25 protein-coding genes are annotated in these 24,063 nt (G+C 57.1%); 13 read left to right on the forward strand and 12 right to left on the reverse strand.

Annotated features, from left to right (window positions below; translation table 11 throughout):
- Positions 1-35 precede the first annotated feature (35 nt).
- From pcoD to ACOTZF_RS22730, 5 genes are all read left to right on the forward strand, one after another.
- Entirely contained in the window at positions 36-914 is an 879-nt protein-coding gene (gene pcoD / locus ACOTZF_RS22710; protein ID WP_229692861.1) for a copper resistance inner membrane protein PcoD, read from the forward strand.
- A gap of 54 nt (positions 915-968) precedes the next feature.
- Positions 969-1,649: a copper response regulator transcription factor PcoR gene (pcoR, locus tag ACOTZF_RS22715; RefSeq protein WP_421636204.1), complete on the forward strand. Its 681-nt coding sequence runs from the start codon at positions 969-971 to the stop codon at positions 1,647-1,649.
- Positions 1,646-3,046 (forward strand): copper resistance membrane spanning protein PcoS, encoded by a 1,401-nt coding sequence (pcoS, locus tag ACOTZF_RS22720; RefSeq protein ID WP_129317868.1) that lies wholly within the window; start codon positions 1,646-1,648, stop codon positions 3,044-3,046. Before pcoR ends, pcoS begins: the two co-directional genes overlap by 4 nt.
- Before the next feature lie 217 nt (positions 3,047-3,263).
- On the forward strand, positions 3,264-3,698 hold the full coding sequence (pcoE, locus tag ACOTZF_RS22725) for a copper resistance system metallochaperone PcoE (protein ID WP_000723069.1): 435 nt from the start codon (positions 3,264-3,266) through the stop codon (positions 3,696-3,698).
- Between the two features lie 442 nt (positions 3,699-4,140).
- On the forward strand, positions 4,141-5,166 hold the full coding sequence (locus ACOTZF_RS22730; RefSeq protein WP_058678241.1) for a TerC/Alx family metal homeostasis membrane protein: 1,026 nt from the start codon (positions 4,141-4,143) through the stop codon (positions 5,164-5,166).
- A gap of 55 nt (positions 5,167-5,221) precedes the next feature.
- Here ACOTZF_RS22730 and ACOTZF_RS22735 read toward each other — a convergent pair whose 3' ends face one another.
- The 3 genes from ACOTZF_RS22735 to ACOTZF_RS22745 form a co-directional block, all read right to left on the reverse strand.
- Entirely contained in the window at positions 5,222-5,884 is a 663-nt protein-coding gene (locus tag ACOTZF_RS22735) for an HAD family hydrolase (RefSeq protein WP_013099181.1), read from the reverse strand.
- 106 nt (positions 5,885-5,990) lie between these two features.
- The gene (locus tag ACOTZF_RS22740; RefSeq protein ID WP_020687718.1) at positions 5,991-6,785 is read right to left on the reverse strand and encodes an SDR family NAD(P)-dependent oxidoreductase; all 795 of its coding nucleotides are present in this window, start codon (positions 6,783-6,785) and stop codon (positions 5,991-5,993) included.
- A 32-nt stretch (positions 6,786-6,817) separates the two neighbouring features.
- Positions 6,818-7,699 (reverse strand): LysR family transcriptional regulator, encoded by an 882-nt coding sequence (locus ACOTZF_RS22745; protein ID WP_045294878.1) that lies wholly within the window; start codon positions 7,697-7,699, stop codon positions 6,818-6,820.
- A gap of 99 nt (positions 7,700-7,798) precedes the next feature.
- On the opposite strand from ACOTZF_RS22745, the gene ACOTZF_RS22750 reads away from it, so the two are divergent.
- The 8 genes from ACOTZF_RS22750 to arnF all read left to right on the forward strand — a co-directional run bounded on the left by ACOTZF_RS22750 (position 7,799) and on the right by arnF (position 16,020).
- Entirely contained in the window at positions 7,799-8,305 is a 507-nt protein-coding gene (locus ACOTZF_RS22750) for a phenolic acid decarboxylase (protein ID WP_058678240.1), read from the forward strand.
- A gap of 324 nt (positions 8,306-8,629) precedes the next feature.
- Entirely contained in the window at positions 8,630-9,769 is a 1,140-nt protein-coding gene (gene arnB / locus ACOTZF_RS22755; RefSeq protein ID WP_058650531.1) for a UDP-4-amino-4-deoxy-L-arabinose aminotransferase, read from the forward strand.
- A gap of 1 nt (position 9,770) precedes the next feature.
- Entirely contained in the window at positions 9,771-10,754 is a 984-nt protein-coding gene (gene arnC / locus ACOTZF_RS22760) for an undecaprenyl-phosphate 4-deoxy-4-formamido-L-arabinose transferase (RefSeq protein WP_013099176.1), read from the forward strand.
- The gene (arnA, locus tag ACOTZF_RS22765) at positions 10,751-12,733 is read left to right on the forward strand and encodes a bifunctional UDP-4-amino-4-deoxy-L-arabinose formyltransferase/UDP-glucuronic acid oxidase ArnA (protein ID WP_062935253.1); all 1,983 of its coding nucleotides are present in this window, start codon (positions 10,751-10,753) and stop codon (positions 12,731-12,733) included. Before arnC ends, arnA begins: the two co-directional genes overlap by 4 nt.
- Positions 12,730-13,632: a 4-deoxy-4-formamido-L-arabinose-phosphoundecaprenol deformylase gene (gene arnD, locus ACOTZF_RS22770; RefSeq protein WP_062935252.1), complete on the forward strand. Its 903-nt coding sequence runs from the start codon at positions 12,730-12,732 to the stop codon at positions 13,630-13,632. Before arnA ends, arnD begins: the two co-directional genes overlap by 4 nt.
- Positions 13,629-15,284 carry a lipid IV(A) 4-amino-4-deoxy-L-arabinosyltransferase gene (gene arnT / locus ACOTZF_RS22775; protein WP_062935251.1) on the forward strand — a complete coding sequence of 552 codons (1,656 nt, stop codon included), beginning with the start codon at positions 13,629-13,631 and terminating at the stop codon, positions 15,282-15,284. Before arnD ends, arnT begins: the two co-directional genes overlap by 4 nt.
- On the forward strand, positions 15,281-15,619 hold the full coding sequence (arnE, locus tag ACOTZF_RS22780; RefSeq protein ID WP_062935250.1) for a 4-amino-4-deoxy-L-arabinose-phosphoundecaprenol flippase subunit ArnE: 339 nt from the start codon (positions 15,281-15,283) through the stop codon (positions 15,617-15,619). The genes arnT and arnE overlap by 4 nt, the downstream gene beginning before the upstream one ends.
- Positions 15,616-16,020, forward strand: coding sequence for a 4-amino-4-deoxy-L-arabinose-phosphoundecaprenol flippase subunit ArnF (gene arnF / locus ACOTZF_RS22785; RefSeq protein WP_013099171.1), 405 nt, complete (start codon positions 15,616-15,618; stop codon positions 16,018-16,020). Before arnE ends, arnF begins: the two co-directional genes overlap by 4 nt.
- Here the strand turns inward: arnF and acpT are convergent.
- Genes acpT through ACOTZF_RS22830 form a run of 9 tightly spaced genes read right to left on the reverse strand, consistent with a single transcriptional unit; the run spans position 15,953 to position 24,060 of the window.
- Complete coding sequence (gene acpT, locus ACOTZF_RS22790; protein ID WP_029883618.1) at positions 15,953-16,570, reverse strand: 4'-phosphopantetheinyl transferase AcpT; 618 nt, start codon at positions 16,568-16,570, stop codon at positions 15,953-15,955. The genes arnF and acpT overlap by 68 nt on opposite strands.
- 2 nt (positions 16,571-16,572) lie before the next feature.
- Positions 16,573-17,802, reverse strand: a complete 1,230-nt coding sequence (locus ACOTZF_RS22795) for a beta-ketoacyl-ACP synthase (RefSeq protein WP_129318033.1) — start codon at positions 17,800-17,802, stop codon at positions 16,573-16,575.
- The gene (locus ACOTZF_RS22800; RefSeq protein WP_013099168.1) at positions 17,799-18,530 is read right to left on the reverse strand and encodes a 3-ketoacyl-ACP reductase FabG2; all 732 of its coding nucleotides are present in this window, start codon (positions 18,528-18,530) and stop codon (positions 17,799-17,801) included. The genes ACOTZF_RS22795 and ACOTZF_RS22800 overlap by 4 nt, the downstream gene beginning before the upstream one ends.
- Positions 18,527-19,000, reverse strand: coding sequence for a 3-hydroxy-fatty acyl-ACP dehydratase (locus ACOTZF_RS22805; protein ID WP_023620062.1), 474 nt, complete (start codon positions 18,998-19,000; stop codon positions 18,527-18,529). The genes ACOTZF_RS22800 and ACOTZF_RS22805 overlap by 4 nt, the downstream gene beginning before the upstream one ends.
- Positions 18,997-20,166: a beta-ketoacyl-[acyl-carrier-protein] synthase family protein gene (locus tag ACOTZF_RS22810; protein WP_129252993.1), complete on the reverse strand. Its 1,170-nt coding sequence runs from the start codon at positions 20,164-20,166 to the stop codon at positions 18,997-18,999. Before ACOTZF_RS22810 ends, ACOTZF_RS22805 begins: the two co-directional genes overlap by 4 nt.
- A gap of 1 nt (position 20,167) precedes the next feature.
- Positions 20,168-20,746: a DUF3261 domain-containing protein gene (locus tag ACOTZF_RS22815; RefSeq protein WP_412059310.1), complete on the reverse strand. Its 579-nt coding sequence runs from the start codon at positions 20,744-20,746 to the stop codon at positions 20,168-20,170.
- A complete protein-coding gene (locus ACOTZF_RS22820) occupies positions 20,746-23,067 on the reverse strand; it encodes an MMPL family transporter (protein WP_129252998.1) in 2,322 nt (773 codons plus the stop codon). The genes ACOTZF_RS22815 and ACOTZF_RS22820 overlap by 1 nt, the downstream gene beginning before the upstream one ends.
- The gene (locus ACOTZF_RS22825; protein WP_094916315.1) at positions 23,036-23,641 is read right to left on the reverse strand and encodes a LolA family protein; all 606 of its coding nucleotides are present in this window, start codon (positions 23,639-23,641) and stop codon (positions 23,036-23,038) included. The genes ACOTZF_RS22820 and ACOTZF_RS22825 overlap by 32 nt, the downstream gene beginning before the upstream one ends.
- Entirely contained in the window at positions 23,638-24,060 is a 423-nt protein-coding gene (locus ACOTZF_RS22830; RefSeq protein ID WP_013099162.1) for an acyl-CoA thioesterase, read from the reverse strand. Before ACOTZF_RS22830 ends, ACOTZF_RS22825 begins: the two co-directional genes overlap by 4 nt.
- Between the last annotated feature and the right edge of the window lie 3 nt (positions 24,061-24,063).

A 24,063-nucleotide genomic window follows, 5' to 3' on the forward strand; every position in this document is an offset into this window, starting at 1 on the left:
TGATTGTTATTCGTTTTCTTCTTTATCTGGATTTGATGGTAATATTTGGATTGCCATTTTTTCAGATATATGGAATAAGCGGTGTCAGACATGAAACCTATAACCTGACTAATTTCAGGTCGTTTATAACTTTTGCTGTTGTTACAGGCATCATTCTTACTGGCATTAATATGCTCCTGGTATCTAATGCCATGAGTGGAGTAACTGACCTCAGAGAATTATCCATCCATGTTATCGAGATGGTGATAGAAGAAACTGATGTGGGTATTAGCTGGATTGTCAGGCTCTGTGCCCTGTTTACCACACTCGGTGCTTTGTTCCTTTACACTAATAAGAGAGTATTGTCCTGCCTGCTGATGACGATGAGTGGGGGCGTGGCGCTGGCTACACTTGCCTGGGGAGGACACGCCGTTATGCATGACGGTCTGCATTACTATCTCCATTTACTGAGCGATCTGACCCATCTCGGCGCTGCAGGTGCCTGGACAGGTGCTCTGGTTGCATTTGCTATCCTGCTGATGCGCAGAAACGAGCATAATGCACAGAGCGTCATTGTGATATCTGACTCCCTGGCAAAATTTGCCACGGCAGGAACGGTGATTGTTGTAGCCCTGATCCTGAGTGCGCTGGTCAACTATCTGTATATTGCTGAGGGTAACTTAACTCCCTTATTCAACAGTTCCTGGGGGAGGATATTGCTTGCCAAGACGGCTCTGTTTGTTCTGATGCTTCTTCTGGCTGCAGCAAACCGGTTTCACCTGGGTCCCCGGCTTGAAGTTATGGTCAGGGAAGGGAATTATGATCGCAGCGTTGCCCTGATGCGAAACAGCATCCTGACAGAATTCGTTGTTGCGATTATCATTCTGGGCGCCGTAGCGTGGCTCGGAATGCTTGCTCCGTCTCAGGTCAGCTAGGGGACAGCCAAAGCTCATGCGTGAGATTTTTACTTTCATATCAGCGAGTTGACCATGCAGCGTATTTTAATCGTTGAAGACGAACAAAAAACAGGTCGTTACCTGCAGCAGGGACTGGTTGAGGAAGGCTATCAGGCCGATCTCTTTAATAATGGCCGCGATGGTCTCGGGGCCGCGTCGAAGGGACAGTATGATTTGATAATACTGGACGTGATGCTGCCTTTCCTCGACGGGTGGCAAATCATCAGCGCACTGAGGGAGTCCGGGCACGAAGAACCGGTCCTGTTTTTAACCGCAAAGGACAACGTGCGGGACAAAGTGAAAGGACTGGAGCTTGGCGCAGATGACTACCTGATTAAGCCCTTTGATTTTACGGAGCTGGTTGCACGTGTAAGAACCCTACTGCGCCGGGCACGCTCGCAGGCCGCAACAGTCTGCACCATCGCCGATATGACCGTTGATATGGTGCGCCGGACCGTGATCCGTTCGGGGAAGAAGATCCATCTCACCGGTAAAGAATACGTTCTGCTTGAGTTGCTGCTGCAACGCACCGGAGAAGTGTTACCCAGGAGTTTTATCTCGTCCCTGGTCTGGAACATGAATTTTGACAGTGATACGAATGTGATTGATGTCGCCGTGAGACGTCTGAGAAGTAAAATTGATGATGACTTTGAGCCAAAACTGATCCATACCGTTCGCGGTGCCGGATATGTCCTGGAGATCAGAGAAGAGTGAGGTTCAAAATTTCCCTGACCACACGCCTGAGCCTGATTTTTTCTGCGGTGATGCTTACGGTATGGTGGTTATCAAGTTTTATCCTGATTAGCACCCTTAATGGCTATTTCGATAATCAGGACCGCGATTTTCTGACAGGTAAACTTCAGCTCACCGAAGAGTTTCTTAAAACAGAGACGTTCAGGAACAAAACGGATATTAAGTCATTATCAGAAAAAATAAACGATGCGATGGTGGGGCACAATGGCTTATTCATTTCTATAAAAAACATGGAAAATGAAAAAATTGTTGAACTCTATGCCAAAAATTTTGTTGTTCCAGCGGTCCTGCTTAATAAGTCGGGTGATATTCTCGACTATATGATCCAGACGGAAGAAAATAACACCGTGTACCGCAGTATCTCGCGGCGGGTTGCCGTGACGCCGGAACAGGGTAAAAGCAAACATGTCATCATTACGGTTGCCACGGATACTGGGTATCACACCCTGTTTATGGACAAACTCAGTACCTGGCTGTTCTGGTTCAATATCGGTCTGGTCTTTATTTCTGTTTTTCTGGGCTGGCTGACCACACGTATTGGTCTGAAACCGCTACGGGAAATGACCAGTCTGGCTTCCTCCATGACCGTACACAGCCTGGATCAGCGTCTAAATCCCGATCTGGCTCCGCCGGAAATCTCTGAGACCATGCAGGAGTTCAATAATATGTTTGATCGCCTGGAGGGGGCATTCCGGAAACTGTCAGATTTCTCGTCTGACATCGCGCATGAGCTGCGCACACCAGTCAGTAATCTGATGATGCAGACGCAGTTTGCACTGGCTAAGGAAAGGGATGTTTCGCATTACCGCGAAATTTTATTCGCTAACCTGGAAGAACTGAAAAGGTTGTCACGAATGACCAGTGACATGCTTTTTCTGGCACGTTCAGAGCATGGTCTGCTGCGGCTGGATAAACATGATGTGGATCTGGCAGCCGAACTGAATGAATTACGTGAGTTGTTCGAGCCCCTGGCAGACGAAACAGGAAAGACAATCACGGTTGAAGGAGAGGGCGTTGTTGCCGGAGACAGCGATATGCTCCGACGTGCTTTCAGTAACCTGCTTTCCAATGCAATCAAGTATTCTCCCGATAACACCTGTACAGCGATACACCTTGAGCGTGACAGTGACTGTGTGAACGTGATGATTACGAATACGATGTCCGGCCAGGTTCCCGCTAATCTGGAACGTTTGTTTGACCGGTTCTATCGCGCAGACTCATCAAGGTTCTACAACACGGAAGGCGCGGGGCTGGGATTATCAATTACAAGGTCGATCATTCATGCTCACGGCGGCGAGCTGTCAGCAGAACAGCAGGGGCGTGAAATTGTGTTCAAAGTGCGCCTGTTAATGGATTAATCCCGTTGTTCAGGAGAAACCTGGAAGGTGACAAAATTGTCATCATTCAGTCACGCGATAAACAGAGGCGGTTTTTTATAATTATTCATAAATCAGGAGCAGCGTGATAACACAATCACCTGGTTCCTGGAGTGATGATTAACCCGCCCTGAGATCAACTGCTTTCTCTGTTATAAGCCATTGATTGTTTGGGTATGTAAACACCGGAGACCCAACCATGAAAAAGATTCTCGTATCATTTGTTGCCATTATGGCTGCCGCTTCATCTGCCATGGCTGCAGAGACAATGAACATGCATGACCAGGTAAATAATGCACAGGCACCTGCCCACCAGATGCAGTCATCTGCTGAAAAAAGTGCAATTCAGGGAGACAGCATGACAATGATGGATATGAGCAGTCACGATCAGGCCGCAATGTCCCATGACATGATGCAAAACAGCAATTCTGCTGCCCACCAGGACATGGCTGAAATGCATAAAAAAATGATGAAAGCTAAACCCGGAGCTACCAACGAAACAGCAAAGTCATTTTCTGAAATGAGCGAGCATGAGAAGGCCGCAGCTGTACATGAGAAGGCGAATAATGGTCAGTCTTCCGTTGTTCACCAGCAGCAGGCTGATAAGCATCGCAGTCAGATCACCCAGAATTAACCCGCAGCTCCACTTGTTAGACCCTCATTTGACGCCGAAGTCACTGGCTTACGCTCCCGTCCGGGAGCGTTTTTTTTCCCATATATCAAACTTTAACTCTGAAGAGGTGGAAGTATCTGACCAACACTGTCACGTAACGCCAGATAACTACAAAAACACCTTTTTCCTCCTGTAAATTGCAGTTCCTGCAAGAACATCAAGGCATAATGTTGGAACAGCGTGTGATACACACTTAGCATCATGTTTTGTATGTGTTTTTTTAAAACTTTACAACTTTAAAGTCTTTTTCAGGTTAAAGGATACAACTTTAATGTCTCTACACAGCCGAAAAGAACGTTTAAACTTTTACTTTTCAGAGTGATGTGCCCAGAGCACCACTCTTTTTCTCTGCTGGCATATGCCAGTCTGCATGGTTTTTGTGTTTTGCCTCTAAGGGTTGTGTATGTCTACTGCTCATCTCGGTTTCCCGACGGAAACCGTTGTTGTCTTTGTGGTGATGGCTGTCGGGGCGATGTTTATCGACCTCTTCATGCACCGTCACGATAAGCCTGTCTCGCTGAAAAGTGCCGCAATGTGGTCCGTTTTCTGGTTCTCAATGGCGATGGCGTTTGCCGGGTTCCTGTATGTTCACCACGGTGCCGAGATGGCGAGCCTGTTCCTCACCGGCTACGCGCTGGAAGAGGTACTCTCGGTCGATAACCTGTTTGTGATGATGGCGATTTTCGCCTGGTTCGGCGTGCCGGATAAGTACCGTCACCGCGTACTCTACTGGGGGGTGCTGGGGGCGATTGTCTTCCGCGGTATCTTCGTGGCCATTGGGACCAGCCTGCTGAGTCTGGGGCCGTACGTGGAGGTTATTTTCGCGCTGGTCGTTGGCTGGACGGCGGTAATGATGCTCAGGCGTAACGAAGAGAGCGACGAGGTTGAAGATTACTCCGGTCACCTGGCTTATCGCCTGGTGAAACGCTTCTATCCTGTCTGGCCGAAAATCAGCAGCCACGCCTTTATTCTGACCCAGAAAGAGGTGGATGCGGAACTGGAAAAACCAGAAAACCAGGACGTAATGGTTGGGCGCGTCAAAAAAGCGAAACGTTACGCGACGCCATTATTACTATGCGTGGCGGTCGTGGAGCTGTCTGATGTGATGTTCGCGTTTGACTCCGTACCGGCCATTATCGCCGTCAGCCGCGAGCCGCTGATTATCTACAGCGCCATGATGTTTGCCATCCTCGGCCTGCGTACGCTCTATTTCGTACTGGAAGCGCTGAAGCAGTATCTGGTTCACCTGGAGAAGGCAGTGGTCCTGCTGCTGTTCTTCGTGGCGTTCAAGCTCGGGTTGAATGCAACAGATCACTTCTGGCATCACGGCTACAGCATTGGCGCGACGACAAGTCTGTTCGTGGTATTAGGCGTGCTGGCGCTGGGGATTATTGCGAGCGTGATGTTCCCTGGGAAACGTGAGGCCTGATGCTCTTCTCCCTCTCCCTGTGGGAGAGGGCCGGGGTGAGGGCACCAGACCGCACCTAACCCTTAATCGGTGAGTTGCGGCGCTTGCGCGGTGGGTGGAAGTGCCGCCAGTGTGGATCCTGCGCTGCGGCCAGCAGCTCGTGGTCGCCACGGGTATCCCCCCAGGCGCGCAGGTGGTACTCGTTCAGATTGCCATACACCTTTTCCAGTCTGGCGACTTTCTGGGCGCAGCGGCAGTTGTTGCCGGTAATGCGCCCGGTCAGCTTACCGTCTTTCACTTCCAGTTGTGTGCCAATCAGCTTGATGCCAAGCTTGTCAGCCCACGGCTGGAGCACCAGTGCCGGAGAGGCGGAACAGATGGTCACTTCCGCGCCAGAGTTCACCTCCGCCGCCACCGCCAGCACCCCCTCGGGGCGCATCAGCTTGTTCCAGTATTTTTCGCAAAACGCTTCCGCCTGCTGACGTAACCAGTGTTCATCCACCCCCGTCAGGAACGTTTTGATCAGCACCTCTTTTAGCTCATCACGCGTTAGCTTGCGGCGTACGCAGTGGAGCGTCGGCAATGCCATACGCACCAGTCGTCCCGCGAAGTAACGTTTCCCGAAGGCAAAACGCAGGAAAGGGATGAAGCTGTCGTGGTGTGTTAACGTTCCATCAAAGTCGAAGACAGAGAGCACGTTAGATTTGGCCACGGTCTCGTCGGCAATCATATTGGTCATAAATACGTCTTAGCTGAAATACACATTCTGCTCGTTAGTTTACCTGCTTTGGCGCCACAGTCCTTAAACCTCACGCTTTTTTTCTCATTCTTGCGGCCTGAGCCACTCAGATAATGTCATCCACCACGCCACCGTCGACGCGCAACGCCGCGCCAGACGTGGCGGAGGCCTGCGCTGAGCAGACATAGACCACCATATTGGCGACCTCTTCAACCGTGGCCGCTCGCTGGATCACCGAGCTGGGGCGGTTGGCCATCACAAACTCTTTTGCCAGCTGTTCCAGCGATTTACCGGTCTTCTCGATCTCGTCTTTCATCATCTCTGCGAATCCGTCAGACATCGTCGGCCCCGGCAATACGCTGTTGACCGTCACGCCGCTACCCGCCACGAACTTCGCCAGCCCGCGTGCCAGCGAGAGCTGTGCCGTTTTGGTCACGCCGTAGTGGATCATGTCCGCCGGGATATTGCAGGCCGACTCGGAGGAGATAAATACCACGCGGCCCCAGCCTTTCTTCACCATGCCGGGAAGCAGCGCGCGGGAGAGACGCACGCCGGACATCACGTTGGTCTGCCAGTAACGTTCCCAGGTGTCATCGTCGGTGGCATAGAAATCCTGCGGCCCGTAAATCCCGGCATTGTTGACCAGAATGTCCACGTTGTTCGCCACCTTCAGCAGCGACTCGACCCCTTCCGGCGTGCTGAGATCGGCTATCGCGGCACGCACCTGCACGCCCGGCACCACCTGCTGCAGCTGCTGAATACCTTTATTCACCGACTCGGTACTGCGGCCATTGACGATCACTTCCGCACCGCTTTCTGCCAGCCCTCTGGCAATGGCGAAGCCAATTCCACCCGTTGAGGCGGTGACCAGCGCCACTTTCCCCGTAAAGTCGATTTTCATCATCTGCTCCTTATCGTTTTAACGTTCGGACCTTAAAGCGTAGCAGGTGACGATGACGGCTCCTGGCTAAAAAGGCGCAATAGCGTCTCAACCTGTTCGTCCAGCGGGCTAAGCGAGCGCTTCACAATCAGGTGCAGCGGCGTGGCTCGCCGCACGCCATGGCTGAGCGGCAGCATCTTCAGTACCCCTTGTTCCAGCTGAGTCTGAATGCGCTCCTCCGGCAGCCAGCCGTAACCCACCTGCGACATCACCGCCTCAATGGCCGCGTCAATGGTGGAAAAGGTCCACGAGCCACTGGCGGAGTGCGCCGCGGTCTGGTTGTCCGCAATTTTAATCAGCGGCCACGGGCGGAGCATGTCGTCGTTCAGCGGCGCGTCGAGCTGAAAGAGCGGATGCTGATGATGGGCCACGGCAACAAAGTCGATATTCATCAGCCATTCGCCAAGCCCGGTCATATCCTGGCGGCGGGTTAAGACCATCACATCGGCTTCATCATTGATGGCATCGGCGCGGGTATTTTCCAGCACTTCGGTGAGACGGACCTGAGTCTGCGGATACTGCTGCTGGAACTGACGCAGGATGGCAAACAGACGACGGCGGGGAAAGATATTGTCCACCACCAGATCCAGCCGCGTGCGCATTCCGTTACGCAGGGTAAGCGCGCGTGTCTCAACGTACGCGAAGGCTTTCAGCAGCGGTTTGACCTGGTTGAGCAGCAGTTCCCCGGCAGGGGTCAACACCGCCCGACGGCCTTCCTGCACCAGAAGCGCCACCCCCAGCCGTTCCTGCAGTAGCGCCAGGTTATAGCTGACGGAAGACTGGCTGCGGTGCGTCTCTTCCGCGGCTCTGGCAAAACTGCCCGCATCCACCACCTTCTCCAGCAAGGACCATTGTTCGAGCGTCGTCTTGTGCATAATCAATCTAAAATTTGGATGAATTTGATTCAAACATAGCGTTATTCATTCATTTTTTGAAGGGGTAGGATCGTCTCATCAAAACAAAGGAGACATTATATGAGCACCTTCGACAAACACGACTTAAGTGGCTTCATCGGCAAACATCTGGTTTATACCTACGATAATGGCTGGAACTACGAGATTTATATCAAAAATGAAAATACCATCGACTACCGTATTCACAGCGGCCTGGTGGGGAATCGTTGGGTAAAAGATCAGCAGGTGTATGTTGTTCGCGTAGGTGAGAGTATTTATAAAATTTCCTGGACTGAACCCACCGGCACCGACGTTAGCCTGATTGTGAACCTTGGGGACAAACTGTTCCATGGCACTATCTTCTTCCCGCGTTGGGTCATGAACAACCCGGAAAAAACCGTCTGCTTCCAGAACGATCACATTCCACTGATGAACAGCTATCGCGATGCAGGTCCGGCCTATCCAACAGAAGTGATTGATGAATTTGCCACCATTACCTTCGTGCGCGACTGTGGGGCCAACGATGACAGCGTAATTGCGTGTGCGGCCAATGAATTGCCCGCTGACTTCCCAAATAATTTAAAATAAGCGCGACAATTAACTAAAAAGAAAAGTTCCCGGTTATTTCTGTTTTTAAAGAAATAACCGGGATTTTTTTTGTTTGTTGAGCTTTGGTTTAAACGTTACATTTTGAAAAAATTGAGTGCTGTCACAAAATAAATAATTCATAATTTTATAACTTTATGTTTTTAAAGATATTTATATTCATGTGAAAACATTTTAATTCCCTCTCTTAATTTTTCCCTAAGAAATGAGCGCTACCTTGATATGAGTTTATGAACCGTTGAAATAAACGGTCCGCTAATTGGTTAATATCAAAAGCATGCCATTCTTATTGCAAGGAAATTAATGATGAGTGATTTTTTGCCTTTTTCCCGCCCCTCAATGGGTAATGAGGAAATCGCGGCGTTGCAGGAGGTATTAACCTCTGGCTGGATCACGACCGGGCCGAAAAATCAGGCGCTTGAAGAGGCATTTTGTCAGCTGACCGGGAATCACCACGCCATTGCCGTCAGTTCGGCAACGGCCGGGATGCACGTCACCCTGATGGCGCTGGGTATTGGCCCTGGCGATGACGTCATCACCCCCTCCCTGACCTGGGTCTCCACGCTGAATATGATCGTTCTGCTGGGGGCAAACCCGGTGATGATCGATGTGGACAAAGATACCCTGATGGTCACCCCGGACGCGGTAGACGCCGCGATTACGCCGCGTACCAAAGCGATTATCCCGGTGCATTACGCCGGTGCGCCGTGTGATATCGATGCTATCCGCGCGGTGGGGGAACGTCACGGTATTCCGGTGATCGAAGATGCGGCACACGCCGCGGGCACGTACTACAAAGACCGTCACGTGGGCTGGCAGGGCACGGCAATTTTCTCCTTCCACGCCATTAAAAACATGACCTGCGCCGAGGGCGGTCTGGTGGTGACGGATGACGAACAGCTGGCACAAAAAATCCGCAGCCTGAAATTCCACGGTCTGGGCGTCGATGCCTATGACCGCCAGACCCACGGCCGCGCGCCGCAGGCCGAAGTGATCGCGCCCGGCTTTAAATACAACCTCGCGGATATCAACGCCGCGCTGGCGCTGGTGCAGTTGGGCAAACTGAAACAGGCCAATAAACGCCGTCAGGACATCGCCGAACGCTACCTGCGCGAGCTGGCCGACACGCCGTTCCAGCCGCTCACTATTCCATCATGGCCGCATGTGCACGCCTGGCACCTGTTTATTATTCGCGTGGATGAAGCCCGCTGCGGGATCTCCCGCGATAACCTGATGGCGGCCCTGAAGGAGAAGGGCATCGGCACTGGCCTGCATTTCCGCGCAGCACACACCCAAAAATACTACCGCGAGCGTTTTCCTGATGTATCGCTCCCGCATTCTGAATGGAACAGCGCGCGTATTTGTTCTCTCCCACTTTTCCCGGACATGACTCATGACGACACAACCCGCGTCATTACCGCGCTCCATCAGCTTGCAGGACATTGATATGTTCAGTGCGCCGCCTGTACAAAAAGTTTCTGTGGTGATCCCCGTTTATAACGAGCAGGAGAGCCTGCCCGAACTGATCCGCCGCACCACCGCCGCCTGCGAGACGCTGGGCAAAGCCTACGAAATCCTGCTGGTGGATGATGGCAGCAGCGATAACTCCGCCCTGATGTTGACCGAGGCTGCGCAGGCCGAAGGCAGCCATATCGTCGCGGTGCTGCTTAACCGCAACTATGGCCAGCACTCGGCCATTATGGCCGGGTTCAGCCACGTGACGGGGGATCTGGTCATCACGCTGGATGCCGATCTGCAAAACCCGCCGGAGGAGATCCCCCGGCTGGTCGCCAAAGCCGACGAAGGGTACGACGTGGTGGGTACGGTACGGCAGAATCGTCAGGATAGCCTGTTCCGCAAGCTGGCTTCCCGCACCATCAACCGCCTGATCCAGCGCACCACCGGCAAAGCGATGGGCGATTACGGCTGCATGCTGCGCGCCTATCGCCGCCATATTGTCGACGCCATGCTGCACTGCCATGAACGCAGCACCTTCATTCCGATTCTGGCGAATACCTTTGCCCGTAAGGCGACGGAGATCCCGGTGCTGCACGCCGAGCGTGAGCACGGGGAGTCGAAGTACAGCTTTATGCGTCTTATCAACCTGATGTACGACCTCATCACCTGCCTGACCACCACGCCGCTGCGCCTGCTGAGCGTCTTTGGCAGCATTATCGCGCTGGCCGGGTTCACGCTTTCCGTTTTGCTGGTCGTCCTGCGTCTGGTCTTTGGCCCCCAGTGGGCGGCGGAAGGGGTGTTCATGCTCTTTGCCGTGCTGTTCATGTTCATCGGCGCCCAGTTTGTCGGGATGGGCCTGCTCGGTGAGTACATTGGCCGTATCTATAACGATGTTCGCGCACGTCCGCGCTACTTTATTCAACGTGTTGTCCGCCAGGAACACAAAGTCTCTCAAGAGGAAAAACACCCATGAAAGCTGTTGTCTTTGCCTATCACGATATGGGGTGCGCGGGCCTGCATGCCCTGCTTGAAGCGGGTTATGATATCGCTGCCATCTTCACGCATCCGGACACCGCAGGCGAGAATAACTTCTTTGGCTCCGTGGCGCGTATCGCCGCCGAGCGCGGCATTCCGGTCTACGCGCCGGACGATATCAACCACCCGCTGTGGGTGGATCGCATTCGCGACACCGCCCCGGATGTCATCTTCTCGTTCTACTACCGCAACCTGATTTGCGACGATATTTTACGTCTGGCGACGAAAGGGGCATTTAACCTTCACGGCTCATTGCTGCCCGCCTACCGTGGCCGCGCGCCGCTGAACTGGGTGCTGGTGAATGGCGAAACTGAAACCGGCGTGACCCTGCACCGCATGGTGCACCGCGCTGATGCGGGCGCCATCATTGCGCAGCAGCGTGTTGCCATTGATGCGGATGATACGGCGCTGCAGCTTCATCAGAAACTCTGCTCGGTGGCACAAAGCCTGCTGCGCGATGCACTGCCAACCATCCTGAACGGCACCTTCAGCGAGACCGCTCAGGACGAGAGCAAGGCGAGTTGTTTTGGCCGCCGCACGCCGGAAGACGGCCGTCTGGACTGGAACAAGCCCGCCCGCCAGCTGCACAACCTGGTGCGCGCGGTGACCGACCCCTGGCCGGGGGCGTATAGCTTTGCCGGCGTCAGCAAATTCATCGTCTGGAAATCCCGCGTGCGCGACGATGTCCCGGCCGCGAAACCGGGCACTATCGTCTCTGTCTCTCCGCTGATTGTCAGCTGCGGCGAGCAGGCGCTGGAGATCGTGACCGGTCAGACCGACAACGGCGTTTATGTGCAGGGCGCGCAGCTGGCGCAGTCTCTGGGGCTGGTTCCCGGCGCCTTGATCACCAGCGCCCCGGTGGTGGCAATTAAGCGCCGCACCCGCGTGCTGATCCTCGGCGTAAACGGTTTTATTGGTAACCACCTGACCGAGCGTCTGCTGAAAGACGATAACTACGAAATTTATGGCCTCGACATTGGCTCCGATGCCATCAGCCGTTTCCTTGACTGCCCGCGCTTCCATTTCGTGGAAGGGGATATCAGCATCCACTCCGAGTGGATCGAGTACCACATCAAAAAATGCGACGTGGTGCTGCCGCTGGTCGCCATTGCCACGCCGATTGAGTACACCCGCAATCCGCTGCGCGTATTCGAGCTGGACTTTGAAGAGAACCTGAAGATTATCCGCGACTGCGTGAAATACGATAAGCGCATCATCTTCCCGTCCACCTCCGAAGTGTACGGCATGTGTACCGATAAAAACTTCGATGAAGATACCTCTAACCTGGTAGTCGGGCCGATCAACAAGCAGCGCTGGATTTACTCCGTCTCTAAACAGCTGCTGGACCGCGTAATTTGGGCCTACGGCGAGAAAGAAGGGTTGCGCTTTACCCTGTTCCGGCCGTTCAACTGGATGGGGCCACGTCTGGATAACCTGAACGCGGCGCGCATTGGTAGCTCCCGCGCCATTACCCAGCTGATCCTGAACCTGGTGGAAGGCTCGCCCATTAAGCTCATTGAAGGCGGTAAACAAAAACGCTGCTTCACCGACATCAGCGACGGCATCGAAGCCCTGTTCCGCATCATTGAAAACAAGGATGGCCGCTGCAACGGGGAGATCATCAACATCGGCAACCCGGATAACGAAGCGAGCATTCGTGAACTGGCCGAAATGCTGCTGGCAAGCTTCGAGCGCCATCCGCTGCGTAACCAGTTCCCGCCGTTTGCAGGATTCCGCGAAGTGGAAAGCAGCAGCTACTATGGCAAAGGCTACCAGGACGTTGAGCACCGCAAGCCGAGCATTCGCAATGCGAAGCGCTGCCTGAACTGGACGCCAACGGTGAAGATGGAGCAGACCATTGATGAGACGCTCGATTTCTTCCTGCGCACCGTGGAGCTGTCGGAACAGGCCTCATGAAAAAAGTCGGTTTACGCATTGATGTCGATACCTTCAGGGGAACGCGTGACGGCGTTCCCGGACTGCTGACGCTGCTGAGCAAGCACGATGTGCGTGCCAGCATCTTCTTCAGCGTGGGGCCAGACAACATGGGACGTCATTTATGGCGTCTGGTTAAACCGGCATTTCTGTTCAAAATGCTGCGCTCGCGCGCAGCATCGCTCTACGGCTGGGATATTTTGCTGGCCGGTACCGCATGGCCCGGCAGGCGTATTGGCGCGGGTAACGAAGCCATCATCCGTGAAGCGGCGCAGCACCATGAGGTCGGCCTGCATGCCTGGGATCACCATGCCTGGCAGGCCTGGGCGGGCGTCTGGGACATTCCTCGCCTGGCCCGGGAAATCGAGCGTGGTCTGCGGGAGCTGGAGGCCATTATCGGTCAGTCGGTGCGCTGCTCTGCCGTGGCCGGATGGCGTGCGGATCAACGCGTCGTGAAAGCCAAAGAGCCGTTCGCGTTTCGCTACAACAGCGATTGCCGGGGCAGCGGACCGTTTTTACCGCAGCTCGGTGAAAACCGCGTTGGCACGGTGCAAATCCCGGTCACACTGCCCACCTGGGATGAAGTGGTGGGGCGCGAGGTGACCGCCGACGGCTTCAACCGCTACATTCTGGACCGTATACATCGCGACACCGGCACGCCGGTCTACACCATCCACGCCGAGGTGGAAGGGATTGCGTATCAGCATGATTTCGATGCGCTGTTGACGCTGGCGGCGCAGGAGGGGATTCAGTTCTGCCCGTTGATCGACCTGCTGCCAGACGATCTCAGTACGCTGCCCGTCGGCAAAATTGTGCGAAGTGAAATGGCTGGCCGGGAAGGCTGGCTTGGCTATCAACAAACCGTGAGTCCGGTACCATGAAAGTCGCCCGTTATGGCTTAGGGCTTTTCGCCCTGTTTATTGTTTACTATCTCATTCCGGTTGATATCCGTCTGTTATGGCAGCCTGATGAAACGCGCTATGCGGAAATCAGCCGTGAAATGCTCGCCTCCGGCAACTGGATTGTGCCGCATTTTCTGGGGCTGCGTTACTTTGAAAAGCCGATTGCGGGCTACTGGGTCAACAGCCTCGGGCAACTGCTGTTTGGCCATACAAACTTTGCCGTGCGCGCAGGGGCCATCTTTTCCACCGGCCTGACGGCGCTACTGGTTATCTGGATGGCCTGGCAACTCTGGCGCGATAAACGCGTTGCCCTGTTCTCCGGCCTTATCTTCCTGACGCTGTTTCTGGTCTATGGCATTGGCACCTATGCCGTGCTCGACCCCATCATCTCCCTGTGGCTGGCGGCGGCGATGTGCAGTTTCTGGCTGGCCTCGCAGGCGCAGACCCTGGCTGGCAAAGCGGGGGGCTACATCGTGCTGGGGCTGGCCTGCGGCATGGGGGTGATGACCAAAGGCTTTCTCGCCCTGGCGGTGCCGGTCCTTGGCGTCCTGCCGTGGGTGATTACCCAAAAGCGCTGGAAAGAGGTGCTGAGTTTTGGCGGGCTTGCGATCCTGAGCTGCGTGCTTATTGTCTTGCCCTGGGGGCTGGCGATTGCCCAGCGTGAACCCGATTTCTGGCGCTACTTCTTCTGGGTTGAACACATTCAGCGTTTTGCCCAAAGCGACGCCCAGCACAAAGCCCCGTTCTGGTATTACCTGCCATTCATGGTCGCGGGCAGCCTGCCGTGGCTGGCGCTGTTGCCCGGTGCGCTGCGTCTGGGCTGGCGTGAAAAACATCCGGCAGGCGGCGGGCTTTATCTGCTCGGTTGGGTGGTGATGCCGCTTTTATTCTTCAGCATTGCCAAAGGCAAGCTGCCTACCTACATCCTGCCGTGTTTTGCCCCGCTGGCGATACTGATGGCGCGCTATGCCTGCCTCGCTGCGGAAAAGGGGGCCAGCGTGTTACGCATCAATGCCGGGATCAACCTGGCGTTCGGTACCCTCGGTGTCATCGCGGCGTTAGTCGTGTCGCCGTGGGGGCTGGCTAAGCACCCGGTCTGGACGTCGGTCGAGCTGTATAAAGTCTTCTGCGCGGTGGTGGCCTTCCTCGTCTGGGCCGTGGTGGGCTGGTTTAGCTTCAGACGGAGCCAGCAGCGCTGGTGGCTGGCGGCGCTGTGCCCTGCCGGGCTGGCGTTGCTGATTGGTTTTGCCATTCCCAACCTGGTGGTGGACTCCAAACAGCCACAGTCGCTGGTGGATACCGTGCGCGACCCGCTCCAGCAGAGCCGGTTCGTGCTGGCCGATAACGTCGGCGTGGCGGCAGGGCTGGCGTGGGAGCTTAAACGTAATGACATCATCATGTTTGGTCAGAGCGGTGAGCTGCGTTACGGGCTGGATTATCCGGACGTGAAAGACCGCTTTATCACTAAAGATGACTTTGCGCAGTGGCTGGCGAGGCATCGCCAGCAGGGGAGCGTGTCGCTGGTGACCCTGCTGTCGAAGAACGACGATCTGAACCGGGATAACCTGCCAAAGCCGGACTACCTGTATATCCAGGGGCGGCTGGCTTACCTGCAGTATCTGCCGCAATGATGACCTGGCTTTGGCTGGTGCTGGCAAGTCTGCTGACCTGCGCGGGACAGCTCTGTCAGAAGCAAGCGACCCGTCCGGCGAAAATCGGGCGGCGTGGCGCGCATATTGTGCTGTGGCTGGGGCTCGCCTTGCTGGCGCTGGGCTGCGGCATGCTGGTCTGGCTGGTGGTATTGCAGCGTCTTCCCGTCGGGGTCGCCTATCCCATGCTGAGCCTTAATTTTGTCTGGGTGGCGCTGGCGGCGAAGGGGCTCTGGCATGAGAAGGTGGCCCGACATCACTGGCTGGGCGTAGGGTTGATTATGATCGGGATTGTTCTGCTGGGAGGAAGCCTGTGAAAGGGGCGTGCTGGGCGTTATGCAGCGTGGCGTTAGTCAGTGCCGCGCAGTTGCTGCTGCGCAGCGCCATGCAGGCGCTTCCGCCCGTCGGCGAGGCGCTGGCATTTTTCAGGGCTCTCTGGCATTTTTCGTCCGGTACCGGCGCGCTGCTGCTGGGGCTGATGGGCTATGTGGCCTCTATGGGCTGCTGGTATCTGGCGCTGCATCGCATGGCGCTCAGCAAAGCGTATGCCTTGCTGAGCCTCAGTTATATTCTGGTGTGGGGCGCGGCGATCCTGCTGCCCGGCTGGGGCGAGTCGTTCTCGTGGCAGGGGCTGGCGGGTGTCGGGTTGATTATGCTGGGCGTGCTGGTGATATTCCTGCCCCGGACATCTCGTGGTGAAAAATCGCCCCGGGGGTAAGGGTGAACGGAGTGGGCGTGCAGACGGCGAGACTCAGCGAGCCAAACTGAAGCTGGCTGACCGAGTGGGCCTCAGAGGTACTGTCGATGCTGACAATCTGCCAGGCGCTGCCGCCTCGTTGCTTCACAATCGCCTCTTTACGCGTCCAGATCCCCCAGAAAGCCGGGAGCTTCGCTTCCTGCGCTTCGCGTTCCAGCTCTGCATGCTCCGCCACGCTGAAAACCGCGTTCGCCAGTGCCTGCCAGTTTTCACGCGGGCGTATCACTTCGATATCGCAGCCTACTTCACCTTCATCGCTCACCAGCAGGGCAATGTCGTCCCCGCTGTGGCTCAGGTTAAACCAGAGCCGATGATCTTTCGCAAAGGCGGGTTTCCCCTGTTCACCGTACACAATGTCGGGCAGCGGAGACGGGGATAATGTCCGGGCGAGCAGCGTCCTGCCTGCCAGCCAGGAACGGTTTCGCGCACCCTGAGGTGCCATATCTGCGAGCGTTGACGCCAGCGGGTCCGCGCAAAGGGTGGAGATTTTTCCCAGTATAAACTGGTACATAGTTACGCCCAGCGTTTGATAATGATTGAGGTATTGATGCCGCCAAACGCGAAGTTATTGCTTTGCAGATACTCGCAGTCAATCTGACGGGCTTCCCCCATAATATAATCTAAAGCACCACATTGCTCATCCGGTTGTCTTAAATTGAGCGTCGGGGCAAACCAGCCTTCACGCATCATCTGCACGCTCATCCACGCTTCCAGCGCACCGCAGGCACCTAACGTATGACCAAAATAGCTCTTCAGCGAGGAGAGGGGGACCCTGTCGCCAAAGATGGCCGCAGTGGCCTGGCTTTCGGCGATATCACCCCGATCGGTGGCGGTGCCGTGGGCGGAAATATACCCGATGTCTGTGGCGCCTAAACCGGCCATTGCCAGCGATTGCTCCATGCAAATCTGCATGGTTTCACGCTGCGGCTGGGTGATATGCGCTGCATCGCAGTTGGTGGCAAAGCCCACGATTTCGCCGTAGATGGTCGCCCCGCGTGCTTTGGCGTGCTCCAGCTCTTCCAGAATCAGCGTGCCTGCCCCTTCGCCGATGACCAGACCATCGCGCGCGGTATCGAAGGGCAACGGCGTGGTTTTCGGCGCGTCGTTGCGCTGGCTGGTGGCGAACAGCGTATCAAATACCGCCGCCTCTGAAGGACAAAGCTCCTCGGCGCCCCCGGCGACCATAACGGTCTGATAACCATGGCGAATGGCTTCCCAGGCGTAACCAATCGCCTGGCTGCCGGAGGTACAGGCACTCGACGTGGGAATGACGCGCCCCCGCAGACCAAAGAACAGGCCGGTATTGACCGCGGTGGTGTGCGGCATCATCTGCACATAGGTGGTGCCGGTGATGTTGTTGGTGTGTTTTTCCATCAGCATGGAGGCAAAGTCGCTTACCGGGCCCGTGCTGCCCGTGGACGACCCATAGGCGATGCCGGTTTGCCCCTGCGTCAGTACCGGGTCATCGATCAGGCCCGCCTGCTCAAGCGCCAGTTCGGTGGCGCGGGTGGAGAGCAGCGACACGCGGCCCATGGCGCGAATGCGCTTGCGGGTATAGTGTGCCGGAAGGGTGAAATCCTCGATGGGGGCGGCCAGCAGCGTTTGCAGACCGGCATACTCTTGCCACTCCGTCATGGTGCGCACGGCGTTTTCGTAGCCGAGCAGCCGCTGTGAAATGGTCGGCCAGTCCTCGCCAAAGGCGGTCACGCCTCCCATTCCCGTAATCACCACCCGACGCGTCATAACATCCCCCCGTTGATCGAGATCACCTGGCGTGTCACATAGCCTGCCCGGTCTGACATCAGATAACTCGCAAGACCGGCCACCTCGTCCGCCTGACCCATGCGCTGCATCGGGATCATGGACATGGCCTCTTTCAGCGCGGCCTCTTCCATCTCGATCATGCCGGTATCAATCAGCCCTGGCGCGATGCAGTTGACGGTAATTTTGCGTTTTGCCAGTTCAATGGCCAGCGCTTTGGTGGCGCCGATGATACCGGCCTTGGCGGCACTGTAGTTCACCTGTCCGCGGTTGCCCATCACGCCTGACACGGACGACAGGGTGATAATCCGCCCGCCCTTGCGGGTTGCGATCATCGGCATGATGCAGGGATGAATAACGTTATAAAAACTGTCGAGGTTGGTGTGGATGACGCTATCCCAGTCCTCGTCGCTGAGCGCCGGAAACGCGCCATCGCGGGTTATCCCGGCATTGCTGACCACGCCATACCATGCGCCAAAGGTGCTGATTTCCTGTTCCAGAACCTCGCGGCACTGCTCGCGGTTGCCCACGTCAAAGGTCAGTAAACGACCCGTTCCGCCAGCCTGAACAATGGCCTCCAGCGTCTCATGCGCACCATCAGCATCGCGATGGTAATGCACGCCTACGGTGAAACCGTCAGCGGCAAGCTGACAGGCGATGGCGCGGCCAATGCCTTTGCTGGCGCCGGTGACCAGTACGGAACGTGTCATGATGAAGCTCCCTGAGAGAAAAGTGAGGTTAATTCGTCCTCGCTGGGCTGGAACGTATTCACACGGCCCGTGGCAAGGGGGGCGTTATCCGTCTGGATTGTGCATTCAAAGCTGCCAAAGCGTTCGTCCTGCATCAGGCGCTCGATGGTAATGGTTAACGTAGTGCCTGCAGCAAAGCGGCCCGTGCTGCACACCAGCTCGCGCGCACCCAGCACCATGCCCAGCGGGCTGTGGGGCAGGCCTTTTTGCAGACGGTGCCATTCAGACCAGACGCCCACGGTCTGGGCCATCAGTTCCAGCGCAAACCAGCCCGGCAGATCGCCGTCAACGTTCAGGAACGGCGCAAGCACACCGTGCCCGTCGACCGTGACGCTGCACACCGCGCTGCTGTCGGTGACACGCTCAACGCGCTCCAGCAGCATCATCGGTGCGTCGTGAGGCAGGTAGTCGGCGGGGGATAAATAACTCATGACACTCTCCCCAGCAGAAGGCTGGCGTTGTTACCGCCAAAGGCGAATGAGTTCGATAAAATCACCGGTTTTGTCAGCGGCGCATGCTGATGCAGCAGGCCGCAGGGCGGCAGCGTGTCGTCCGGCGCGTAGCGGGAAAAATCCTGCGGCGGCAGCGGCAGGTCACGGGTCAGGATCAGCCAGCTTAATGCGGCTTCAGTGATCCCGGCCGCGCCAAGCGTATGGCCGGTGAGGTGTTTGGTGGAGCTGCACGGTACCCGGTCGCCAAAGAGGGCGTTAATCACGTGCGCCTCAATCCGATCGTTGAGGGGAGTGGCGGTGCCGTGCAAATTAATATAACCCACGTCATCTGCCGTCATGCCTGCCTCCTTCAGCGCCTGGGTAATGGCGCGAATGGCGCCTTCTCCCTCGGGATGTGGGGCAGAGATATGGTACGCATCGCTCGATTCACCCGCCCCCAGCAGCACAACCTGATCCGGTTCGCGCGTCAGCACCATAAGGGCCGCCGCTTCACCGATGGTGATCCCCCGGCGGTCTCGGCCAAACGGTTCGCACTGCGTGGGCGAGAGCGATTCAAGGCTGTTAAAACCATTGACCGGCATACGGCTTAAGCTGTCTGCCCCGCCTACAAGGGCGACGTCCACCAGTCCGGCCTCAATCAGACGCTGTCCGCTGATGATCGCCCGGGCGCTGGAGGAGCAGGCAGTCGAAATGGTATACGCCGGGCCATCCAGCTGCAGCCAGTTGGTGAGGAAGCGGGAGGGATCGCCCAGTTCCTGCTGCGGGTACTGCCATTGCGGGCTGCGTTCGCCGTTCAGGGAGAGGCGCACGTACTCATCGCCTTCATCCAGCCCTGAGGTGCTGGTGCCCAGCACCACCGCCACGCGGTCGCGGCCCACGCGGGCGATGGCTGCCTCAACGGCAGGCTGAATCTGTGCCAGCGCCGCCAGCAACAGCTGATTATTACGGCTGCGGTGTGCTGCCAGGCTATCCGGTATCGGCGGCAGTTCACCCTCAACGCCGCCCAGCATGGCATCAGGTAATCCTTGCAGCCATCCGGCGCGATGACGCATACCCGGCGCAATCCCGGCGTTCAGGTTGGCCGCGATCTCATCGGCCGAGTTGCCCAGCGCGTTGACCATGCCAACAGCGGAAATGTAAATCATCTCAGTCACCCAGATATTGAATGGTGATGTGGTATTTAAAGACGTGCTGCGCAATGCTGATCGGCTCGCGCTTACCGTTGCGTTGCAGGTAGACAATCTCGGTGACCAGCTTGCCGTCAGGGTTACGCAGTTCGCGTCGGGTGCCAGTATCCTTTAGCGTCCATCCCTTCGGCAACTGCGGCTGCCAGGCGCTGAGCGGCCAGTGGCTGAGCATCACATCCGCCAGCACCTGGCTGGCGGGCGGTAGCTGGGGCATAACGACCGACTGCTCGGTATGGATCCCGGTGTTGTCATAGGTCGCGAGAAACAGGCGGATCCCCACCGACGAGAGCCCGGCAAGCGTCACTTTTTGCCCGTCAGCTTTCAGCAGAACCAGCAGCGACTGAGTCTGACCGTTAAACCGGCCGGTCAGCAGCTGCTGAGAACGGATGGCTGGCGTAATGCCCGGCGGTGGCAGCGTCACCTGCGTGCCCGGCTGAAGCCAGGCCAGCGGTCGAGTTTCTTCAGTATCGGTCGAATGGCTGCAGCCTGCCAGCAGCAGCGTCGCAGCCAGCGCGGCGGCGCGGTAAAAAGCGTTCATCATGGTTTTCTCTCGTTCCTGGCCGGCATCGCCAGCGGGGCCAGCAGGAAGGCGGTGAAAATACCGCTTACCAGCACAATTCCAAAGCTGCTGATGGCCTGCGTCGCGCTGAACACCAGCATGCCCAGCGTCAGCAGCGTGGTCATCATCGCCAGGGTGATAGCCAGCATCGACGTCAGCGGCGTGCCGCGCGGGTTGCTGAAAAACAGCGTGTAGTTGATGCCAATGCCGAGCACCAGCACCAGAGCCAGCAGTGAAAACAGATTGACGGAATGCCCGGCGACGGCCAGCGCCGCCAGCCCACAACTGAGCGACAGTACCGACGGCACCAGGCTGATAAGCCCCTGACGCCAGCCAAGTCGGATTATGGCGCCGCAGGCAATCGCCGCCAGCGCTACGCACAGTAGCCCCGTCAGCAGGGTGCGGTAGAGGGCAAACAGGCTGTCAAAACTGGCCTTACGATCGATCCAGACGACCCCTTCATGCTGTGCCGCCCGTTCACTCAGCGCCGCACTGTTTTTGACGCCGTCCACCGGGACGAGCACGCCGCTTTCGCCGCCCGGCAGGGTCAGCCAGAGCAGACGCCAGCCTTCGCTGGCCGGGCTGGTAAGCCAGGTGTCCACGCTGACAGGCATAGGCGTCAGATCCGGTGAGACGGTGTTCAGTCCGGCGCTGTGCAGCACGTTCATTACTGCAGGCGCAGCGTGGTGCAGCAGCGCCAGATCGCTTTTTTGACGCTTCATGGAGTTCAGCGGCAGGGTTCGCCAGCTTGCCAGTTCACCCGCTTTTTGCGCCTGCGCCAGCGCAGGGATAAAGGCCTCCAGCCGCTCCAGCGTCTGCTGGGCTGACGTACCGTAAACCACAAACCATTTCTGATCGACGCGCTGGCCGGTCAGGGCGGTAATGGTCTTCTCCTGCGCCAGAATCGTTTTCGGCAGCGCCTGCAACTGGGCGATATCGTCGTCCACCTTCAGGGTGGCAATACCTGCGGCGGAAAGGAGCGCCAGCGTGACGGGCAGGCCAACCGCGAGTGTTTTATTACGTCGCCAGGCGGTCAGCCAGCGCGACATCGCTCTGCTGGCTGGAACCGGGCGTACCGGCAATCCACGGCACAGCCAGGGGTGCCAGAATATCACCGTCAGGCACGAGGCGCTCAGCCCCACGGCGGCAAATAGCGCCATCTGGCGGATCCCGGGGAAGGGGGCCAGCATCATAATCAGGTACGCCACGACGGTCGTCAGAAGCGCCAGCAGCAGGGCATTACGCACTTTATCCAGACTTTGCCACGGCGAGTTTTCGCCACCGTGCACCAGCCGTTCGGTCAGGTAGTAGAGGGTGTAATCGGCCGAAATACCGATGATGCTCATGCTCATCACCAGCGTCATCAGATGCAGCTCGCCAAAGAACAGCAGGGTGGCGACCGTGCCCGCCAGCGCGCCGATGCCAATGGAGATCGCGCACAGCAGCAGCGGACGCAGGGAGCGGAATGTCGCCACAATCAGCAGGAGTACGCCCAGAAGGGTGGCGACACCCAGCGTGGAGATATCCCGTTTGGCCTGCTGGCTGGCGTAATCGCTGTAAAACACCGTGCCGCGAGACAGCAGTTGCGCCTGTGGGTAATGCGTTTTCAGCGTCGCCTGCAGCGCGTTCAGGGTGGTCACCAGCCGGTGGGTTTGCTGCATATCAAAAGAGGAACCGGCCAGCTCGCCGTGCAGCAGATACCAGTAGTTTCCGGCGTCATCCTGCGTCACCAGCCAGCCGTCCATCAGCCGCAGCTTCTGGCCGTTTTGCGCCAGCGCGAGCTGCGCGCCGCGCATCAGCATCAGCGGATCGTTTTGCAGCTCCTTGCCGCTCACGCCGGAAAAGGCCGAGTAAAGCTGAGATAAAACCCACTGCGCCTGCGCTTCACCGCCGTTTTGCAGGCGGGCGCGGGTGGCGGGGTCAATCATCCCGTTGCGGTGCTGCCAGAAAAACTCGCCCCAGGCTTGTTGCCCGGCGGCGTCCATGGGCCCTTTGACCTCGCTCAGCGCTCCGCTGCGTTGCAGCAGCGTCAGCCACTGCTGCGCCACGCGCGGATCGGGTTTTTTGCCGGGGCTGACCAGCCAGACCAGTTGACGGTCGAGCCGCTGCATAAAGCCGACGTTGAGCGCCGGAGGGATCGCCCCCAGCGTCTGTGTCGGCAACATGGCCAGCACGCTGCTGTTCAGGCGCGCGCCGGGCAGCAGCGATACCAGCAGGCCCAGCATAATCAGGCATCCCGCGGCCCACAGCAGCGCCGGGCGCAGCGATTTACGGTGCGGCAAAGCGTTGGCGTTCGTCATCGGTCAGGCTGGCGGGTGTCAGTCGGTGACTGGAGAGGGTGATATCCGTACGGTCGCCCTGTTTGTCGTTAAGACGAATAGACTCCAGAAAGGCCGCACCGCCCAAATCGAGGGTGGTGAAAATGGTGTTCAGCGGCGTCGTGGTGGGCGTGAGCACCAGCGACCAGCGGCCCTCTCCCAGGTCTTGAAAATCGATGCGGAAATTCTCTTCCAGCACCTTGCGGTCGGCCTGGAACAACGCCCGCAGCAGGTGGTTGAACTGGAACATCTGCGGATTATTGTCGGCGGTAATGGTCTGCGGCGGCTGGCCGTTGATGGTCTGCACCATCCGTTTGTCATCCAGCAGCAGCGTCATGGGGAACGGGGCTTTTTGATCCCACAGCAGGCCGCTGTCACGGGCGATCACCATCTCGCCCTGCGAACGCAGCGGCTGCGGCATGTCTTTGATCGTACGAACCTGCTCGAAGTGAGCGCGCACCACGGGCTGTTGCGTAAACCGCTGCTGCAGTTCATCCAGCGTCACGGCGCTGACCAGCGGGCTAAACATCAGTGCCAGCAAAGGCAACCATTTCATGGCGTGACTCCCATACGTTCAAACAAGATCTCCGGGCTGACAAAGCACATTTCGCGGGTGGCTGCGTCGACCGCCACCTGGATGGTGTAACCGGTGGTGGTGCGTTTACCGGTCTGCGCGTCGAAGATTTGATAGGCAATGCGCAGACGGTTTTCATACTCTTCAATCTGCGCCCGGACCCGGATGCGTTGTTCAAAGGTCACCGCATCGCGGTATTTCACCCGCGTATCGACCACCGGCCAGACATAGCCGGAGGCTTTCATCTGGCGATAGCCGTAGTCGAACTGATTGAGCAGCGCTTCGCGGGCTATTTCAAAGTAGCGGAAATAGTTGCCGTGCCAGACCACGCCCATCATGTCGACGTCGTGGAACGGGACGGTGATTTCAACTTCCGTCGTAAAGCGGGGATCGGTCAGCACCCT

Source organism: Enterobacter cloacae complex sp. SHL021 (genome assembly GCF_049237765.1).
In the GTDB taxonomy this organism is placed as follows: domain Bacteria; phylum Pseudomonadota; class Gammaproteobacteria; order Enterobacterales; family Enterobacteriaceae; genus Enterobacter; species Enterobacter cloacae.